This window comes from Streptomyces sp. NPDC059668, assembly GCF_042734135.1.
Taxonomy (GTDB): Bacteria; Actinomycetota; Actinomycetes; order Streptomycetales; family Streptomycetaceae; genus Streptomyces.
Window position 1 is genome coordinate 187,553 of record NZ_JBHWEL010000002.1, and the last position, 15,437, is coordinate 202,989.

Genomic DNA, 15,437 nt, shown 5'->3' on the forward strand with positions numbered 1-15,437 from the left:
CGCGGGGCCGGGGCCCGGGGCGCCCGGCCCCCCGGGCGCCCGGGGGGGCGCCCCCGGCCCCCCGCGCCCGGCCCCCCGGCGGGGGCCGGGCCGCCCTCGGCGGTCCCACGCGGGCCGGGGCTGATCCGCCCCGCTCAGCAGCCGCAGTCCTCCGCGCCCACGGGCGCCGTCAACGGGTCCGGCCCACGCCGCTCACGCCCCTCCCAGGTCTCGAACTCGAAGCCCTCACGCACCCAGTACTCGAACCCGCCGAGCATCTCCTTGACCTGGAAGCCGAGTCCGGCGAGGGCGGCGCGGGTGGCGCCGTTGCAGCCGGGTCCCCAGCAGTAGGTGACGACCGGCACCGACCTGTCGAGGAGCCGCTCGGCCTGTTCGGCGACGAGCGCGGTCGGCAGATGGATCGCGCCGGGCACGTGCCCCTGGTCCCACGCCTGGGTGGAACGGGAGTCGAGGACGACGAATCCGGGGTCCCCGCCGGCCGCGAGCGCGGAGGCGACGTCGGACACGTCGGCGTGGAAGGCGACGCTCGCGCCGAAGTGGGCGACGGCCGCGGCCGGAGGGGCCGGGGCGACGCGCAGCACGGCGTTCGTCACGGCCGGCGGGGCGCTCGACACGGCGTTCGTCACGGCCGGCGGGCCGCTCGGTACGGAGGTCACGGGTTGCGCGGGTGTCAGGGGTCTCATGGCCAGAAACCTACGTGGGGTGATCCCGCTCCTGAAGTGGCGATCCACGGCCCTCCGCTTGAAGCGCCGGGGATTTCCCTGCTATCTCTCGCACATGACCACGTATTCCCCGGACGCCACCGACTGGCGCATCCTCGATGTCCTCCAGCGTGAGGGAAGGGCCAGTTTCGCCGAACTGGCCCGTGCCGTCTCGATGTCCGCGAGCGCGGTCACCGAGCGGGTGCGGCGGCTGGAGGAGGCGGGCGTCATCCAGGGGTACGCGGCCGTCGTGGCCCCGGAGAACATCGGCCTGCCGATTCTCGCCTTCGTCCGCCTGCGCTACCCGAACGGCAACTACAAGCCGTTCCACGATCTCGTCGACGCGACGCCCCAGATACTGGAGGCCCACCACGTCACCGGAGACGACTGCTTCGTGATCAAGGTCGCGGCCCGCTCGATGAGTCACCTGGAGGAACTCTCGGGCAGGATCGGCACGCTGGGCTCGGTGACGACGAGCGTCGTCTACTCCTCGCCGCTGCCCCGGCGCCCTCTGGGGCGCTGACCCGGCGGTCAGTCCTGGACGCCCCGCTGCCGTACGACCGACCCCGTTCTCCCCTTCACGACCTCCAGCTGAGCGTGGACACGACGCCGGAGGTCGGCGACATGACTGACGATGCCGACGCTGCGGTCACGCTCCCGGAGCGAGTCGAGCACGTCGAGGACCTCGTCGAGGGTCTGGTCGTCGAGGCTGCCGAAGCCCTCGTCGATGAAGAGCGTGTCGAGCCGCACCCCGCCGGCTTCGTCCGTGACGACGTCCGCGAGGCCGAGGGCCAGCGCGAGCGAGGCGAAGAACGTCTCGCCCCCGGAGAGTGTCGCCGTGTCCCGCTCCCGGCCGGTCCAGGCGTCCACGACGTGCAGTCCGAGCCCGCTGCGGCCACGGCCCGCGCGGTCGTCGGAGTGGACGAGGGTGTAGCGCCCGGACGACATGCGCTGCAGGCGTGCGGTCGCGGCGGCGGCGACCTGTTCCAGACGGGCGGCGAGGACGTAGGACTCCAGGCGCATCTTGCGTTCGTTCTCCGCCGAGGTGCCCGCCGCCAGGCCCGCCATGCGCGCCACCCGGTCGTACTCCTCGCGCAGCGGTCCCAGGCGGCGTACGGACGTGGTCGCGCGCGCGGACAGCCGGTCCAGTTCGGCGCAGCGCCGGTCGGCCGCGTCCCGGGCGGAGGAGGCGTCCCGCAGCCGCCGGGCGGCGGACTCGGCGGAGTGTTCGGCCGCCGGCAGATCGACGGCCGGCCGCTGGGCCGCGGCGGTCGTGTCGGCCTCGGCGAGCACGGCGCGGACCGCGGCCTCCTCCGACTGCCAGGCGTCGAGGCGGCGTTGCAGCTCCCGGTGGGCCGCGTCGTCGAGCAGCGCGGCGGCCGCGGCCTGTGGTGTGGAGAACCCGGCGCGGAAGGCCGCGTCGGCCAGTCGCGCGTCGGCGTCCTTGAGCCGCTGGGCGGCGTCCTCGGCGGCGCGGACGGCGTCCGCGGCCTCGGTGAGCAGCGCGGCCCGCCGCTCCAGCTGCGCTGCGCGCGCGGCGACACTATCGGCTGCGCCCCGGGCCTGCGTCAACTCCTGCTCCAGCAGGGTCCTTTCGCGGTCGAGGGTGTCGCGGTGGGACACCCTGGCGGCGGCCCGCAGTTCGGCCTTCTGCCGGGCGGCGACCCGCCGTTCGTGTTCGAGTTCGGCCTGTGCGAGACGCTCGCGGGCGGCGTGCAGTCCGGAGGCGGCGGCGCGGGCCTCGCCGTGCTCCCGCTCCAGCTCGGCCTCCTGCTCGGCGAGTCGGTCGGTCGGTGTGTCGCCCGCCTCGGCGGAGGCGGCGGCGAGCGCCTCGCGTACGACACCGAGCCGGCGCTCGTCCTCGGTGGCCTTCTCGTCGGCGCGCTGGTGGACGGCGAGGGCGCGCTCCTCCGTCTCCCGGTCGACGTGTCCGGCGATCTTCCGTGCGGGCGCCGGGTGTTCGGTGGCGCCGCAGACGGCACAAGGGTCTCCGTCGACGAGTCCGGCGGCGAGTTCCGCGGCGATGCCCTTGAGCCGTTCCTCCTTCAGGTCGAGCCATCGCGCGCGGGTGTCCGTCGCGTGGGCGCGGGAGGCGAGGGCCTGCTCGTGGGCGTCGTCCGTGTCCCGGGCGAGCTGGTCGCGCTCGCGGGCGGCCCGCAGCCTGGCCCGGGCGGGGTCGCGCCGGACGGCCAACTGCTCGGCGCGGGTGGCGGCCTCCTGCGCGGTCTCGATGCGGGCCCGGAGGCCGGCGCGGGTGGTCTCCCAGGTGGCGAGCCAGCTCTCGGCGTCCTGTAGGACGTCCTCGTCGGCGCGCTCCTGGCGGTCCAGGCCGGCGCGCTCCTCGGTGAGTTCGCCGAGCCGGCGCTCGGCCCGGCGGGCGGAGGCCAGGCCGCCCAGTTCCTCGGCCGCCCTGCGCGCGTCCGCCGCCAGCCCGGGCGCTCCGGCGTCGGCGAAGGACGCCGGGAGGGCGGCCCGCGCGTGTGCCTCGGCCATGAGGGCACGCCGGTGCTCGGCCTCGCCCGCGTCGCGCAGGTCGAGTGCGGGCGCCACCGCCTCGGCCTTGCGGCCCCGCTCCATGCGTGTCTGTGCCTCGCGGTGGGAGTCCGAGCGCTCCTCCAGCCGCGTGGCACGCTCCCGCGCCTCGGTGAACCGGCGCTGCAGCCGGGCCACTTCGCGTACGTCGTCGAGCACGCGGTCGGCGGCGGCCTGCGCGGACTCGGCGGCCGAGACCGCGCTGTGCGCGAGGGTCAGCCGCTCGCGGGCCGTGCCGCGGGCGACGGCGGCCCAGGCGAGGACGGCCTCGGCGAGGCCCGGGTCGCCGGGCGCGAGGTCGGGCAGCGGCACCTCGGCGATGTCCCCGGCCGCCTGCTGCATGCGGTGGGCGTCGGCGAGCAGCGCGGCGTCCCCGTCACGCACCTGGGCCTCCGCGGCCCGCCGGCGCTCGGTGAGGCGTCTCTCGACCTCGGCGAAGCGGTGGGTGTCGAAGAGGCGGCCGAGGAGCTTGCCGCGGGCCTCGGCGTCGGCCCGCAGGAAGCGGGCGAAGTCGCCCTGGGGCAGCAGTACGACCTGGCAGAACTGCTCCCGGCTCATGCCGAGCAGCTGGGTGATCTCCTCGCCGATCTCCTGGTGGGAGCGGCTGAGGTCCTTCCAGGAGCCCGCCGGACCCTCGTACTCGCGCAGGAAGCTCTGGGCCTTTTCGGTGGTCGTGCCCGTGCCGCGCTTCTTCGGGCGGGCCCAGGGAGGCTGCCGGGTGATCTCCAGCCGGCGTCCGGCGACGGTGAGTTCGAGGCGGATCTCGGTACGGGTGGCGGGGGACGCGTGGTCGCTGCGCAGGGTGAGTCCCTGACCGCTCTGACGGGCGCCCGGGACCGCTCCGTACAGCGCGTAGCAGACGGCGTCGAGGACGGACGTCTTGCCCGCGCCCGTCGGTCCGTGCAGCAGGAAGAGTCCGGCGGCCGACAGCTCGTCGAAGTCGATCTTCTGGGTGGTCCCGAAGGGCCCGAAGGCGGTGATGTCCAGACGGTGCAGCCTCATCGGCCCCCCTTGCTGTCGTCGAAGCGGGCCCCGTTGACGCGGCCGCCGTTGACACGGTCGCCGTCGACGCGGGCCCCGTTGAAGCGAGCAGCGCCGAAGGGCTCCCCGCGCGAGTCGTCCCGGCCCAGGTCGTCGCGGCCGGTGCGGGCGGCGGTGAGCGGGCCGGCGCCGGCGCCGGATCCGCCCGGTGGCGGTGTCACCGGGCGACCTCCCGTACGGCCTCGTCGGCGTGGACGGCGTCGAAGGCGTCCCGCAGCACGGCCTGTTCCCGGGCGTCGGGACCCGTGCCGCGCACATGGGCCACGAAGTCCTCGGCGATCTGCTGTTCGCTGCGGCCCGCCAGCCGCCGGGCGTACGACACGTCCGGGTCCTCGGGAGCCCGCTCGGGGTCGAAGACCAGGCTGAGGGTGTGCGGGAAGCGCTCGGTCAGCCGGGCCATCGGCTCGGCCGGCCGGACCGGATCGGTGAGGGTGGCCTCGACCCACGCCTCCTCGTGACGCGCCAGCTCCGGGTCGGCGAGCAGGTCCTCCAGCCGCCCCCGGAGGCGGGCGAGCGCCCGGGGCACGGGGCAGTCGACCCGCTCGGCGTCGAGCGAGCCGTCCGGGCCCAGGTCCACGAGCCACATGCTCTTGCGGTGGTCCGCCTCGGAGAAGGAGTACGGCAGCGGGGAGCCGGAGTAGCGGACCCGCTCGGTGATGGTCTGGCTGCCGTGCAGATGGCCCAGCGCCACGTAGTCGACCCCGTCGAAGACCCCGGCGGGCACGGCGGCGACACCGCCGACGGTGATGTCCCGCTCGCTGTCGCTGGCCGCCCCTCCGGTGACGAAGGCGTGGGCGAGGACCACGGAACGGGTGCCCGGCGGGCGCGTGGCGAGGTCGGCGCGGACCCGGTCCATGGCAGCGGCGAGCACGGTCTCGTGTCCGGCTCTGTCCACCCCGAACTCGTCCTTCACCAGGGCCGGTTCGAGATACGGCAGGCCGTAGAGGGCGACGTCGCCATGGGCGTCGGCGAGGACGACGGGGGTACCGGACGCCGAGGGTTCGGTCCGCAGATGGATACCGGCCCGCCCGATCAGCCCGGCCCCGACGCCGAGGCGGCGCGCCGAGTCGTGGTTCCCGGAGATCATCACCGTGGGTACCCCGAGGTCGGCCAGCCGGTGCAGGGCGTCGTCGAAGAGCTCGACGGCCGCCAGCGGCGGGACCGCACGGTCGTACACGTCCCCGGACACGACCACCGCGTCGACGCCGCGCTCGCGCACGGTCGTGACGAGATGGCCGATGAACCCGGCCTGGGCGCCGAGCATCGTCACCCGGTGGAATGCCCGGCCGAGGTGCCAGTCGGACGTGTGCAGAAGCCTCATGATCCCCGAGACTAACGGGCGGGTCGGACATCACGGGCGGCTACTCCCGTATCGGCCCGTGCCGTCCGTCTATGCGTCCCCGTACGCCTCTCCGCCCAGTTCGAACCCGGCCGTCCCGGCCGTCGCGTCCGCGAGCCAGGCCCGGAACGCGGTCACGTCGGCGTCCGGCAGTCCGATCTCGATCGTGACGGCCTCGCCGTAGCGCACGTCGCGCACCTCGCGCCCGGTGGCGCGCAGGTCGTTCTGGACCTTGCCCGCGCGTTGGTGGTCCACGGTGACCGTGGCCAGCCGGAAGCGTCTGCGCGTCAGTGTGCCGACCGCGTCCAGCGCCTCGCCCACCGAACCGCCGTACGCCCTGATGAGTCCGCCCGCGCCGAGCTTGACCCCGCCGTAGTAGCGGGTGACGACGGCGACGACGTAGCGCATGTCACGGCGCAGCAGCATCTGGAGCATGGGGACGCCCGCGGTGCCGCCGGGTTCACCGTCGTCGCTCGCCCGCTGGACGGCGGCGTCGGCTCCGATGACGTAGGCGAAACAGTTGTGGGTGGCGTCGGCGTGCTGCCGGCGGACGTCCGCGACGAAGTCCTGGGCCTCCTGCTCGGTGGCCGCCGGGGCGAGGGCGCACAGGAAGCGGGAGCGGTTGATCTCGGTCTCGTGCACACCCGCGCGGGCCACTGTGCGGTACTCGTCCTGCATCCGGCCAGCGTATGCGCTGCACGGGCGCGCGGCGGACCGCGGAGGGGCGAGGTCCCGGCTTGCGGCCCGGTCGCCCCGGCGCGGGCCTTCACGAGGGCGTCGTGGATACTCGCTCCTCGTTGCCCGAAGCCGGACCGCCGGCCCGACCGATCGCAGGGAGATCGCAGCATGACCGGCACCCAGGTGGACAACGCAGACAACACAGATAAAACAGATAACACCGACAACACGGACGAAAGGGATGGCGCAGCCAAGGCGGACCCGGCCGAACCCGCGGATCGCGGGCCCTTGGCCGCCGCGCCCCGCTGGCGGGCGTGGCTCCTGGAGGGCCTCAGCGAGCAGTCGGCCCGGCACCCGGGCCCGCACGCCACCCCGGACAGCGAGCACCAGGGCCACACCTGGTGGCGGGTGATGTGTCTCACCGGCGTCGACTACTTCTCCACGCTCGGCTACCAGCCGGGCATCGCCGCCCTCGCGGCCGGACTGCTCTCCCCGCTCGCCACCCTCGTCCTGATCGCGCTGACCCTGCTCGGCGCGCTGCCGGTCTACCGTCGCGTCGCCAAGGAGAGCCCGCACGGCGAGGGTTCGATAGCGATGCTGGAACGGCTGCTCCCCTGGTGGGCGGGGAAGGTCTTCGTCCTGGTGCTGCTCGGCTTCGCGGCCACCGACTTCCTCATCACGATCACCCTGTCCGCGGCGGACGCCTCCGCGCACGTCGTGGAGAACCCGTTCGCACCGCACTGGACGCACGGCGCGAACGTGTGGATCACCCTTCTCCTGGTGGCCGCGCTGGGCGCGGTCTTCCTGAAGGGCTTCAAGGAGGCCATGGGCATCGCCGTGGCGCTCGTGGCCACGTATCTGACGCTCAACGTCGTCGTCCTGGTCACCGCCGCCTGGCAGGTGCTGAGCCACCCGCACAAGGTCGGCGACTGGACCGACGCGATGACGGCGGAGCACTCCTCGCCGCTCGCGATGATCGGGGTGGCGCTCCTGGTCTTCCCCAAGCTGGCGCTCGGCATGTCCGGCTTCGAGACCGGCGTGGCGGTGATGCCGCAGGTCAAGGGCGATCCCACGGACACGTACGCGAAGCCGGCGGGCCGGATCCGCGAGACCCGCCGACTGCTCACCACGGCCGCCGTGATCATGAGCTGTTTCCTGCTGCTGTCGAGCCTGGCGACGACGATCCTGATTCCGCAGGGCGAGTTCGAGAGCGGCGGCTCGGCGAACGGCCGCGCGCTCGCCTTCCTCGCGCACCAGTACCTGGGCGAGGGCTTCGGAACGGTCTACGACGTGTCGACCATCGCGATCCTGTGGTTCGCCGGGGCCTCGGCGCTCGCCGGCCTCCTCAACCTCGTCCCGCGCTATCTGCCCCGCTACGGCATGGCTCCCGAGTGGACCCGCGCCGTCCGTCCCCTGGTGCTCGTCTTCATGGCGGCCGCCGTGCTCATCACCCTGTGGTTCGACGCGAACGTCGACGACCAGAGCGGCGCGTACGCGACCGGTGTGCTGGTCCTGATGCTCTCCGCGTCGTTCGCCTCGGCGGTCGCCGTGCACCAGCGCGGCCACCGCGCCGCCGCGATCGGCTTCGGCGCGATCACCGCGGTGTTCGGCTACACGCTGGTCACCAACGTCATCGAACGTCCCGACGGCATCAAGATCGCACTGATCTTCATCCTGGCGATCCTGTCCACCTCGTTCGCGTCCCGCGTGCGCCGCGCCTTCGAACTCCGGGCCGCCGAGGTCACGTTCGACGAGGCCGCGGCGCGGTTCGTCGACGAGGCGGCGGTGAGCGGACCGCTGCTGCTGATAGCGAACGAACCGCACGAGCACAGCACGCGGGAGTACCGCGCCAAGGAGTACAGCCAGCGCGAGCAGACGCACATACCGGACGGCCGTCCCGTGCTGTTCCTGGAGATCTTCGTGACCGACTCCTCGGACTTCACGGCCGACGTCGCGGTGCACGGCGACGAGAAGCACGGGGTGCGCAGGCTGCGCGTCGAGGGCGCCACCGTGCCCAACACCATCGCGGCCGTCATGATGCGGCTGCGCGACCGCACCGGCCAGGTCCCGCACGCCTACTTCAACTGGACCGAGGGCAACCCGCTGAGCCACCTGGTCCGTTTCCTGGTCTTCGGCGACGGCGAGGTCGCCCCGGTCACCCGCGAAGTGCTCCGCCGCGCCGAGCCCGACCCGGAACGGCGGCCGCGCGTCCACGTGGGCTGACCCGCAGGGCGTTCAGGGCTTCTTCCGGCCCCGCGGCACGGTCAGGTCCGTCAGCAGGGCCACGCCCGGGGTGAGCGCGTCCCAGGAAGCACCGTGCCAGGCCAGGACGGCCGTGGCGGAGGTCGGGAACTTCGTCCGTACGTCGTCCAGCGCGTCGTCGAGACTGTCCCCGGCCAGTTCGAGGACCAGCTCCTGGACCCCCGGGTTGTGCCCGATCAGCAGCAACGTCATCATCTGGTCGGGTACTTCGTGCACCGCCGCGAGCAACTCCGGTGCGCCGGCGCCGTACAGCCGCCGGTCGAACCGCGCGGGCGGCGGCGTGCCCCACTGCTGGGCCGCCAGCTCCCACGTCTGGCGGGCGCGCACGGCGGTGGAGCACAGGGCGAGGTCGGGCAGGCAGTCGGCGTCCGCGAGGGCGCGCCCGGCCGCCGGGGCGTCGCGGCGCCCGCGCGGGGCGAGGGGGCGGTCGTGGTCGTCGACGCCGGCGGGCCAGGCGGACTTGGCGTGTCTGAGGACGACGAGTCTGCGCAGCGGGCCCGTGCCGGCGCGTGCGATCACCACTGCGTCCCGATGTCACGGGTGAGTTCGAGTCCGAGCAGCCGGTCCGCGTAGGCGTACGTCTCGAAGCGTGCGCCGTCCGGGATGTCCTCGGCGTGCTCGACGCGCCGCAGCGCCTCCAGCACGGCGGGGACGTCGAGGTCGTCCTCCCAGGCGGCGCGCAACTCCTGGCGTACGTGCTCGGGAACGGGCCTGGACGGCCGGGTGGCCCAGCCGGCGACGGCCTTGCGCCACCGCCCGAGCGTCTCGCGGGCACCGTCGAGGTCGGCGGCGTCGAGGTCGAGGGGCTGCCGGCGCGGGGTCGCGAGCAGGATCATCCGCAGCAGCGCCTGATCGGCGGTGCCGCTCACCGGGGCGACCTCGACGCGGGCTCCGTCCGGGGCGGGGTCGGCGTCGGGAGGCTCCGGGACCGCGGGGTCCTGGCCGGCGGAGACGCGTACGTGCAGGGCGGGGCCCGCGCCGCCCCGCTCGCCCTCGGCCCGGCGGATGCCGAGCGCTTCGGCGCGCGCCCTGAGCGCCGCGGGCGGGTCGGCGACCGTGACGACGGGGGTCCCGCCGAGTTCCAGGGCGCGGGCGAGCACGTCGGCGACCAGCAGGACCCGTAGCGCGGACAGGTCGTCACGCTCGACGTGCGCCTCGACGCGGGTCAGGCCCCGGCGGGCGCGGACGGCGTCGACGGTCTCGCCCGTTCGGGCGTCGGTGATACGCAGCACGAGGTGAGCGTAGGCGGCCGGAGGGCCGGGCGCAGGAAGGTGGACCCCATTCCGGACGGCCGGATCGCCGGCCGCCCGCCGGATCGGGAGACGGTGGGGGCCGGGAGGTCACCCGCCCTCGGCCCCGCCCGACCGCCGGCCGGGTGGGCGCCGGGTCGGGTCAGGCGTCGAGGTCGTCGGCGAAGTGCCGGTACCCGTGCCGGTCCCGGTGGATGGTCCACAGGGCCTCCGCGAGGGCGTCGGGGTCCTTCCGCGGGTGTCCGGGGATGATCGCGCCGGGGATGACGAACTGCGCGACGTGGATGCCGTCCGGGGCGAGCGCCTCGTGCAGCAGATGGCCGTAGGCGCTCTCCGCGGCGAAGGCGATGGAGGTGCCGGCGCGTTCGGTGTGCGGAATCGCGGCGGTGCCGCCGTTCACGAACAGGACGGTGCCGCGGCCGAGTTCCCGCATGCCGGGCAGCACCTGGCGCACGGCGACGACGGGACCGTACACCGAGAACTCGATCGGGCCGACGAGGTCGGCGACCTCGGTCTCCAGGACGGGTCGCATGAAGTCCCGGTGCGGGACCGGGCTGTACTGCAGGACCTCGATGGGCCCCAGCGTCGCGGTGGCGGCGTCGAGGGCCGCCTCCAGGGCGGCCGGGTCGCGGACGTCGGCGGCGAAACCACGGGCCGTCAGCCCCTCCCCGGTCAGCTCGGCGGCGAACGCGCGCGTCCGGTCCGCGTCACGCGAGACGAGGGCGACGTCGAAGCCCGCGCGTCCGAACCGTCGTGCGACAGCGGCTCCGAGGCCGGGTCCGGCTCCGACGATGGCGATGGTGGTCATGGTCTTCCTCGGGGGGTCTCGGGGCGGGCGTACGGGTCCGGGCGGGCGTTCAGGTCCGGGCGGGCGTCAGCCCGGGGTCGAGGTGTCGATCACGTGGAGCGGCCGCCCTGGGCTACGACGTGCCTGGTGACCTCGGCTCCGGCCCAGGTGACGGGGCCGGCGATCTCGTGGCGGGGGGCCGGCGGGTGGGCCGACCGGCTCCGTTCGCCGTGGACGCCGCGGCCGCCGTGGACGCCGTGGATGTCGGAGCGGCGGATGCCGCGGTACCCGATCGCGGTGAGGACGTCGTGGGGCCCACGTCAGGGCGTACGAGGGTGATGGGGGTGAGCGGTCCGGTCGCGGACGTGGCGGCGTACGCGTGAACGGTGAGCACGACTTCTCCAGGAGGGTAGGGCGAGGAGCGATCACGAAGGGTCCCGGCGAGAACGGGGGGCGCACCCACTGAGCTTCCGGCCTGCTGTCCCTACCCGCATCCCGGCGGACCGCACCGTGCCGGGAGGGGCGTTCGGGGGTGTGACACGGCCCTTCGCTCTCCTGCTGTGCAGGTCACGGGGCTGCCACACTGGTCCCCATGGCACGCGAGCGGCAGAACGGCAGCAGCGGCGGCACGGATCTGGGGAGCTTCCTGCGCGCCCGCCGTACCCATGTGTCCCCGGAGGAGGCCGGTCTCAGGCTCGGCCCCGCCCTGCGCCGCGCGCCCGGACTGCGCCGCGAGGAGCTGGCCATGCTCGCCGGGGTGAGCATCGACTACTACACACGGCTGGAGCGCGGCCGGGAGACCCGACCCACTCCCGCGGTCGTGGACGCCCTCGCCGGTGTCCTCCGTCTGGACGCACAGGAGCACGAGCACCTGCGCGACCTGGTCGCGCGTGCCGCCCGCGCCGCGCCGCGGCCACCGGCGACACCGACCCGGTCCGTGCGGCCCGGCGTCAGGCTGCTCCTGGAGAACCTGCGGCCCAACCCCGCGCACGTGGTCAGCCGTACGTCGGACGTGCTCGCCTGCAACCCGGGCGGGATGCGGCTCCTCGCCGGCCTGGACGAGTGGCCGGTGCACAGGCGCAACGTGGCGCGCTATGTCTTCCTGCACCCGGACGCGCCTTCGCTGTTCGACGACTGGGACGCTCAGGTCCGCGCCTGCGTCGGCCGGATGCGCGCCCTCGCCGGCACCGACCCGGACGCCCCCGACCTGGCCGAACTCGTCGACGAACTCCTCCTCAAGAGCCCCGATTTCGCGCGCCTGTGGGAACACTACGGCGTTCGGCTGCGGTCCCACGGCCACAAGACGTTCCACCATCCGGAGGTCGGCGACCTGACCCTCGGGTACCAGTCCATGCATCTCGAGGGCACCCCCGGCCACAGGCTCGTCGCGTACTACGCCGAGCCCGGCACTCCGGGGTACGACGCGATGACCCTGCTCGACACGGCGGCGAACGGGCTGCGGCCGCGGACCGGGAGCGGCTGAGGCGACGGGAGGCGGAGGCGGGCACCGGCGGGCGCTTCGGCACACCCGCCGGTACCGCCCTCCCGACGCGGACGCGCCGCCCGGCGTCCGCGCACGTCCCCGGGCGGACCGGGCAATCAGGGAATCACCGTGTGCCGTCCGCTGTTCCCCGGCTGAACACCGATGACATTCCGCGGCAGGCACCCAGGAGGACGACCGTGTACGGCGACCAGGCGACGATCCGCAGGATCCTGAACGAACTCGGCGACACCTGGGCGGTCGTCGGCCTCTCGTCGAACGAGGCGCGCGCGGCGTACGGGGTCGCCGACGTCCTGCGGCGGCACGGCAAACGGATCGTCCCCGTGCACCCGAAGGCCGAGACCGTCCACGGCGAGAAGGGCTACCCCTCGCTCGACGCGATCCCGTTCGACGTCGATGTCGTCGACGTCTTCGTCAACGGCGACCTCGCCGGGGCCGTGGCCGACGAGGCCGTCGCGATCGGCGCCAAGGCCGTCTGGTTCCAGCTCGGCGTCGTCGACGAGGCCGCGTACGACCGTACCCGCGCCGCCGGTCTCGACATGGTCATGGACCGCTGCCCGGCGATCGAGATCCCCCGCCTCGGCTGACCCGACCTCCCCCGTCCCGGGCCCGTGCGGCGAATCCGGTTGACGCCGCGCGGCGCGTCCGGGTTGGCTGATGCGATGTCCACTCTTCTGTTCCGGCGTCCGGTCGACGAACCCGGCCTCGAGGCCTGGCGTCACGTCCACAACGTGATCGTCCCTCCCGCCGCCCTGTCGCTCGACGAGGTCCGGGAGCGGGCCGGCCGCAACCTCCTGGAGGTCGTCCACCTCGGCGACGTCCTGGTGGGCTGCACGACGGTGCGCCCGCCGAAGGAGGACACCTCGACGGCGACGGTGATCGCCCGGGTGCTGCCCGAGCACCGCGGGCGGGGGTTCGGCGGGGAGCTGTACGAGCGGGGGCTGGAACAGGCGCGGGCACTGGGCGCCGAGGTGATCGAGACGGTCGTCCTCGCCTCGAACGAGGACGGACTGCGCTTCGCCCTGAAGCACGGATTCACCGAGATCGAGCGCTACGTACTGCCGGGCGACACCGCCGAGTGGGTCGACCTGCGACTGGCCGGACCCGACCTGGCCTGACCCGACCTGATCGGACGGCCGGGCGGCAGGTCCCCCCGGGCGTCACCGCTCCCGGTCGAGGAAGCCCACGACGGTCTCCGTGAAGAACCGCGGATCGTCGAGCCACGGGAAGTGCCCGGCACCCGGCTGGACGACCAGGCGGGCCCCGGGAATCAGCTCCGCGATACCGGCGGCCACCCGCGGCAGGGGTCCGCTGTCCAGCTCGCCCGTGAGCAGCAGGACCCGCGCGTCGAGCGCGGCGACGGCGGCGCGGGCCGTGACGGGACGGAAGGCACCGGCGGACGCATACACCTCCGCGGCCTCCTCGTTGGTCTGTCCGGCCTCGGCCGCCGCGTGCGCCCGGGCGGTCGCGTCCCAGCGGCCGTAGAAGAAGGGGGCGACGGCGTCCCAGTCGGCGTCGGCCGCCGAGCCGTCCCAGATCCGCTCGAAGGCCTCGTACGCCTCCCCGAACCACGGCTCCGCCCTGCGCAGCTCGGCCGCCTCCCGGCGGTGCCGCTGGGTGAAGTCGACACCGAGGGCGCGCGCACGGGAGGTCACCAGGGTGAGGGTGCGCACCCGGTGCGGATGCGCGCTCGCGTGCAGCAGGGCGAGGTCGCCGGCCGCGGAGTGGGCGAGGAGATCGACGCGGTCCAGCCCGAGGTGCGCGCGGAAGGCCTCGACGTCCCCGACCTGCCGGTCGCAGCGGTACGTCGCCGGGTCGGCCGGGACGGCGGAGTCGCCGGTTCCGCGCGGGTCGAGGAGGTACAGGCGGCGGTGCTGTGCCAGTCCGCCGAGATCACCGAGGTAGGCGGAGGCCCGCATGGGGCCGCCGGACAGGCAGAGCAGCGGCTCGCCCTCCCCCACGGCGTGGTAGGCGAGCGTGGTTCCGTCGGGTGCGGAGAAGGTCGGCATGACGGCATCCTCGTGACCGCGTGCGGATCACGGCAAGCGGTTGACGCGGGACGCCCCCGGGGTCCGGTCCGTCAGGCGACGCCGAGCCCCTCGACCACCACGGCGTTGGGCAGTTCCCCGAACGCCTTGCCCGGCACCAGCAGCTTTCCGCGCCGCCGGCCGCTGCCGACCAGGACGTACGGGAGGTCGACGACGGCCGGGTCCACCAGTACGGGCCAGTCGGCGGGCAGTCCGACGGGCGTGATGCCGCCGTACTCCATGCCGGTCTCACCGGTCGCGGTGTCCATGGACGCGAACGAGGCCTTGCGGGCGCCGAGTTGGCGGCGGACGACACCGTTGACGTCGACCCTGGTGGCGGAGAGGACCAGGCACGCGGCGAGCGTGGTCTCCCCGCCCCGCCTGCCCGCGACGACCACGCAGTTGGCGGAGAGTTCGAGCAGTTCCTCGCCGTAGTGCTCGACGAAGGTCGCGGTGTCGGCCCAGGCGGGGTCCGTGTCGACGTACACGATCTGCTCGGCGGGGACGGTGCCCCGCCAGGCACGTACGGCGTCGGCGACCGGGCCGACGAGTTCGCCGAGGCATTCGGGAACGGGCGTGGCGTGGTCGAAGTGTCCGATGGGGGCGCGCATGCCCGCACGGTAACAGCCGCTCGGGGGCGCCCGGCCGGGAGTCTCAGTGCACGAGCGGGACCGAGACCGCCATGACCATCTCCACGGGTACGGCGCCGTCGTTGCCGTACCGGTGGGGGGTGTTGGCCTCGAAGGAGGCGCTCGCCCCCGCCGGTACGCGGTGGGCCACGCCGTCGACGGTGAGGGTCAGGTCGCCCGCGGTGACATGGACGAGTTCGACGGTGCCCGTGGGGTGCGGGTCGGAGGGGCTGCCCTCGCCCGGCATCAGGCGCCAGTCCCACATCTCCAGCGGGCCGGGGGCCTCGGTGCCCGCGAGGAGCCGGTTGTAACTGCCCGCGTCGGTGTGCCACAGCCGTACGGCCTGCTCGGCCGGGACGATCCGGACCTTGGGGCCCTGTTCGTAGTCGAGGAGCGTGGTGATGCTGACGCCGAGCGCGTCGCCGATCTTGACGACCGTGCCGAGGCTGGGGTTGGTCCTGGCCTGCTCGATCTGGATGAGCATGCCGCGGCTGACTCCGGCGCGGGCCGCGAGCGCGTCCAGGGTGAAGCCGCGCTCGGTGCGCCAGCGCTTCACGTTGCGCGCCAGGGACTGGGTCAGCAGGTCGAGATCCGACACGTTCCGTCCAATATTCTGAATGACAGAGTTCAATACAGTGAACTATGGTGTGGTGCACCCGATCGTTCACCGAACTGTACTGCGAGGCGACT

The 15,437-nt window shown here is 74.0% G+C and carries 16 protein-coding genes; 5 read left to right on the forward strand and 11 right to left on the reverse strand.

All coding sequences use genetic code 11. The annotated features are described in order from the left end of the window. Nucleotides 1-134: 134 nt before the first annotated feature. Entirely contained in the window at nucleotides 135-683 is a 549-nt protein-coding gene (locus ACFV2J_RS03315) for a rhodanese-like domain-containing protein (RefSeq protein WP_385085578.1), read from the reverse strand. 94 nt (nucleotides 684-777) lie between these two features. On the opposite strand from ACFV2J_RS03315, the gene ACFV2J_RS03320 reads away from it, so the two are divergent. Further along, nucleotides 778-1,224: an Lrp/AsnC family transcriptional regulator gene (locus ACFV2J_RS03320; protein ID WP_385085580.1), complete on the forward strand. Its 447-nt coding sequence runs from the start codon at nucleotides 778-780 to the stop codon at nucleotides 1,222-1,224. A gap of 8 nt (nucleotides 1,225-1,232) precedes the next feature. Here the strand turns inward: ACFV2J_RS03320 and ACFV2J_RS03325 are convergent, their stop codons facing one another. The 4 genes from ACFV2J_RS03325 to ACFV2J_RS03340 form a co-directional block, all read right to left on the reverse strand. Continuing rightward, a complete protein-coding gene (locus ACFV2J_RS03325; RefSeq protein WP_385437145.1) occupies nucleotides 1,233-4,235 on the reverse strand; it encodes an AAA family ATPase in 3,003 nt (1,000 codons plus the stop codon). Next, nucleotides 4,232-4,435: a hypothetical protein gene (locus ACFV2J_RS03330; RefSeq protein ID WP_385085584.1), complete on the reverse strand. Its 204-nt coding sequence runs from the start codon at nucleotides 4,433-4,435 to the stop codon at nucleotides 4,232-4,234. The genes ACFV2J_RS03325 and ACFV2J_RS03330 overlap by 4 nt, the downstream gene beginning before the upstream one ends. After that, nucleotides 4,432-5,595, reverse strand: a complete 1,164-nt coding sequence (locus tag ACFV2J_RS03335; RefSeq protein WP_385085586.1) for an exonuclease SbcCD subunit D — start codon at nucleotides 5,593-5,595, stop codon at nucleotides 4,432-4,434. Before ACFV2J_RS03335 ends, ACFV2J_RS03330 begins: the two co-directional genes overlap by 4 nt. Before the next feature lie 69 nt (nucleotides 5,596-5,664). Then, entirely contained in the window at nucleotides 5,665-6,291 is a 627-nt protein-coding gene (locus ACFV2J_RS03340; RefSeq protein ID WP_385085588.1) for a YigZ family protein, read from the reverse strand. A 168-nt stretch (nucleotides 6,292-6,459) separates the two neighbouring features. On the opposite strand from ACFV2J_RS03340, the gene ACFV2J_RS03345 reads away from it, so the two are divergent. Next, on the forward strand, nucleotides 6,460-8,514 hold the full coding sequence (locus ACFV2J_RS03345; protein WP_385085590.1) for an amino acid transporter: 2,055 nt from the start codon (nucleotides 6,460-6,462) through the stop codon (nucleotides 8,512-8,514). A 12-nt stretch (nucleotides 8,515-8,526) separates the two neighbouring features. Here the strand turns inward: ACFV2J_RS03345 and ACFV2J_RS03350 are convergent, their stop codons facing one another. The 3 genes from ACFV2J_RS03350 to ACFV2J_RS03360 all read right to left on the reverse strand — a co-directional run bounded on the left by ACFV2J_RS03350 (nucleotide 8,527) and on the right by ACFV2J_RS03360 (nucleotide 10,611). Beyond that, complete coding sequence (locus ACFV2J_RS03350; RefSeq protein WP_385085592.1) at nucleotides 8,527-9,072, reverse strand: SixA phosphatase family protein; 546 nt, start codon at nucleotides 9,070-9,072, stop codon at nucleotides 8,527-8,529. Further along, complete coding sequence (locus ACFV2J_RS03355; RefSeq protein WP_385437148.1) at nucleotides 9,069-9,785, reverse strand: hypothetical protein; 717 nt, start codon at nucleotides 9,783-9,785, stop codon at nucleotides 9,069-9,071. The genes ACFV2J_RS03350 and ACFV2J_RS03355 overlap by 4 nt, the downstream gene beginning before the upstream one ends. Nucleotides 9,786-9,945: 160 nt before the next feature. Then, entirely contained in the window at nucleotides 9,946-10,611 is a 666-nt protein-coding gene (locus ACFV2J_RS03360) for an SDR family NAD(P)-dependent oxidoreductase (protein WP_385094032.1), read from the reverse strand. 571 nt (nucleotides 10,612-11,182) lie between these two features. Between ACFV2J_RS03360 and ACFV2J_RS03365 the strand changes: the two genes are divergently transcribed. The 3 genes from ACFV2J_RS03365 (at nucleotide 11,183) to ACFV2J_RS03375 (ending at nucleotide 13,209) form a co-directional block, all read left to right on the forward strand. Continuing rightward, nucleotides 11,183-12,073 carry a helix-turn-helix transcriptional regulator gene (locus ACFV2J_RS03365; RefSeq protein ID WP_385094035.1) on the forward strand — a complete coding sequence of 297 codons (891 nt, stop codon included), beginning with the start codon at nucleotides 11,183-11,185 and terminating at the stop codon, nucleotides 12,071-12,073. 197 nt (nucleotides 12,074-12,270) lie between these two features. After that, a complete protein-coding gene (locus tag ACFV2J_RS03370) occupies nucleotides 12,271-12,678 on the forward strand; it encodes a CoA-binding protein (protein WP_385437151.1) in 408 nt (135 codons plus the stop codon). Nucleotides 12,679-12,753: 75 nt separating this feature from the next. Further along, a complete protein-coding gene (locus tag ACFV2J_RS03375; RefSeq protein ID WP_385094041.1) occupies nucleotides 12,754-13,209 on the forward strand; it encodes a GNAT family N-acetyltransferase in 456 nt (151 codons plus the stop codon). A gap of 42 nt (nucleotides 13,210-13,251) precedes the next feature. Here ACFV2J_RS03375 and ACFV2J_RS03380 read toward each other — a convergent pair whose 3' ends face one another. The 3 genes from ACFV2J_RS03380 to ACFV2J_RS03390 form a co-directional block, all read right to left on the reverse strand. Then, nucleotides 13,252-14,100, reverse strand: a complete 849-nt coding sequence (locus ACFV2J_RS03380) for an alpha/beta fold hydrolase (RefSeq protein WP_385094044.1) — start codon at nucleotides 14,098-14,100, stop codon at nucleotides 13,252-13,254. A gap of 71 nt (nucleotides 14,101-14,171) precedes the next feature. Further along, a complete protein-coding gene (locus tag ACFV2J_RS03385) occupies nucleotides 14,172-14,729 on the reverse strand; it encodes a YbaK/EbsC family protein (protein ID WP_385094046.1) in 558 nt (185 codons plus the stop codon). A 43-nt stretch (nucleotides 14,730-14,772) separates the two neighbouring features. Beyond that, entirely contained in the window at nucleotides 14,773-15,345 is a 573-nt protein-coding gene (locus tag ACFV2J_RS03390; RefSeq protein ID WP_385094049.1) for a helix-turn-helix domain-containing protein, read from the reverse strand. Nucleotides 15,346-15,437 lie beyond the last annotated feature (92 nt).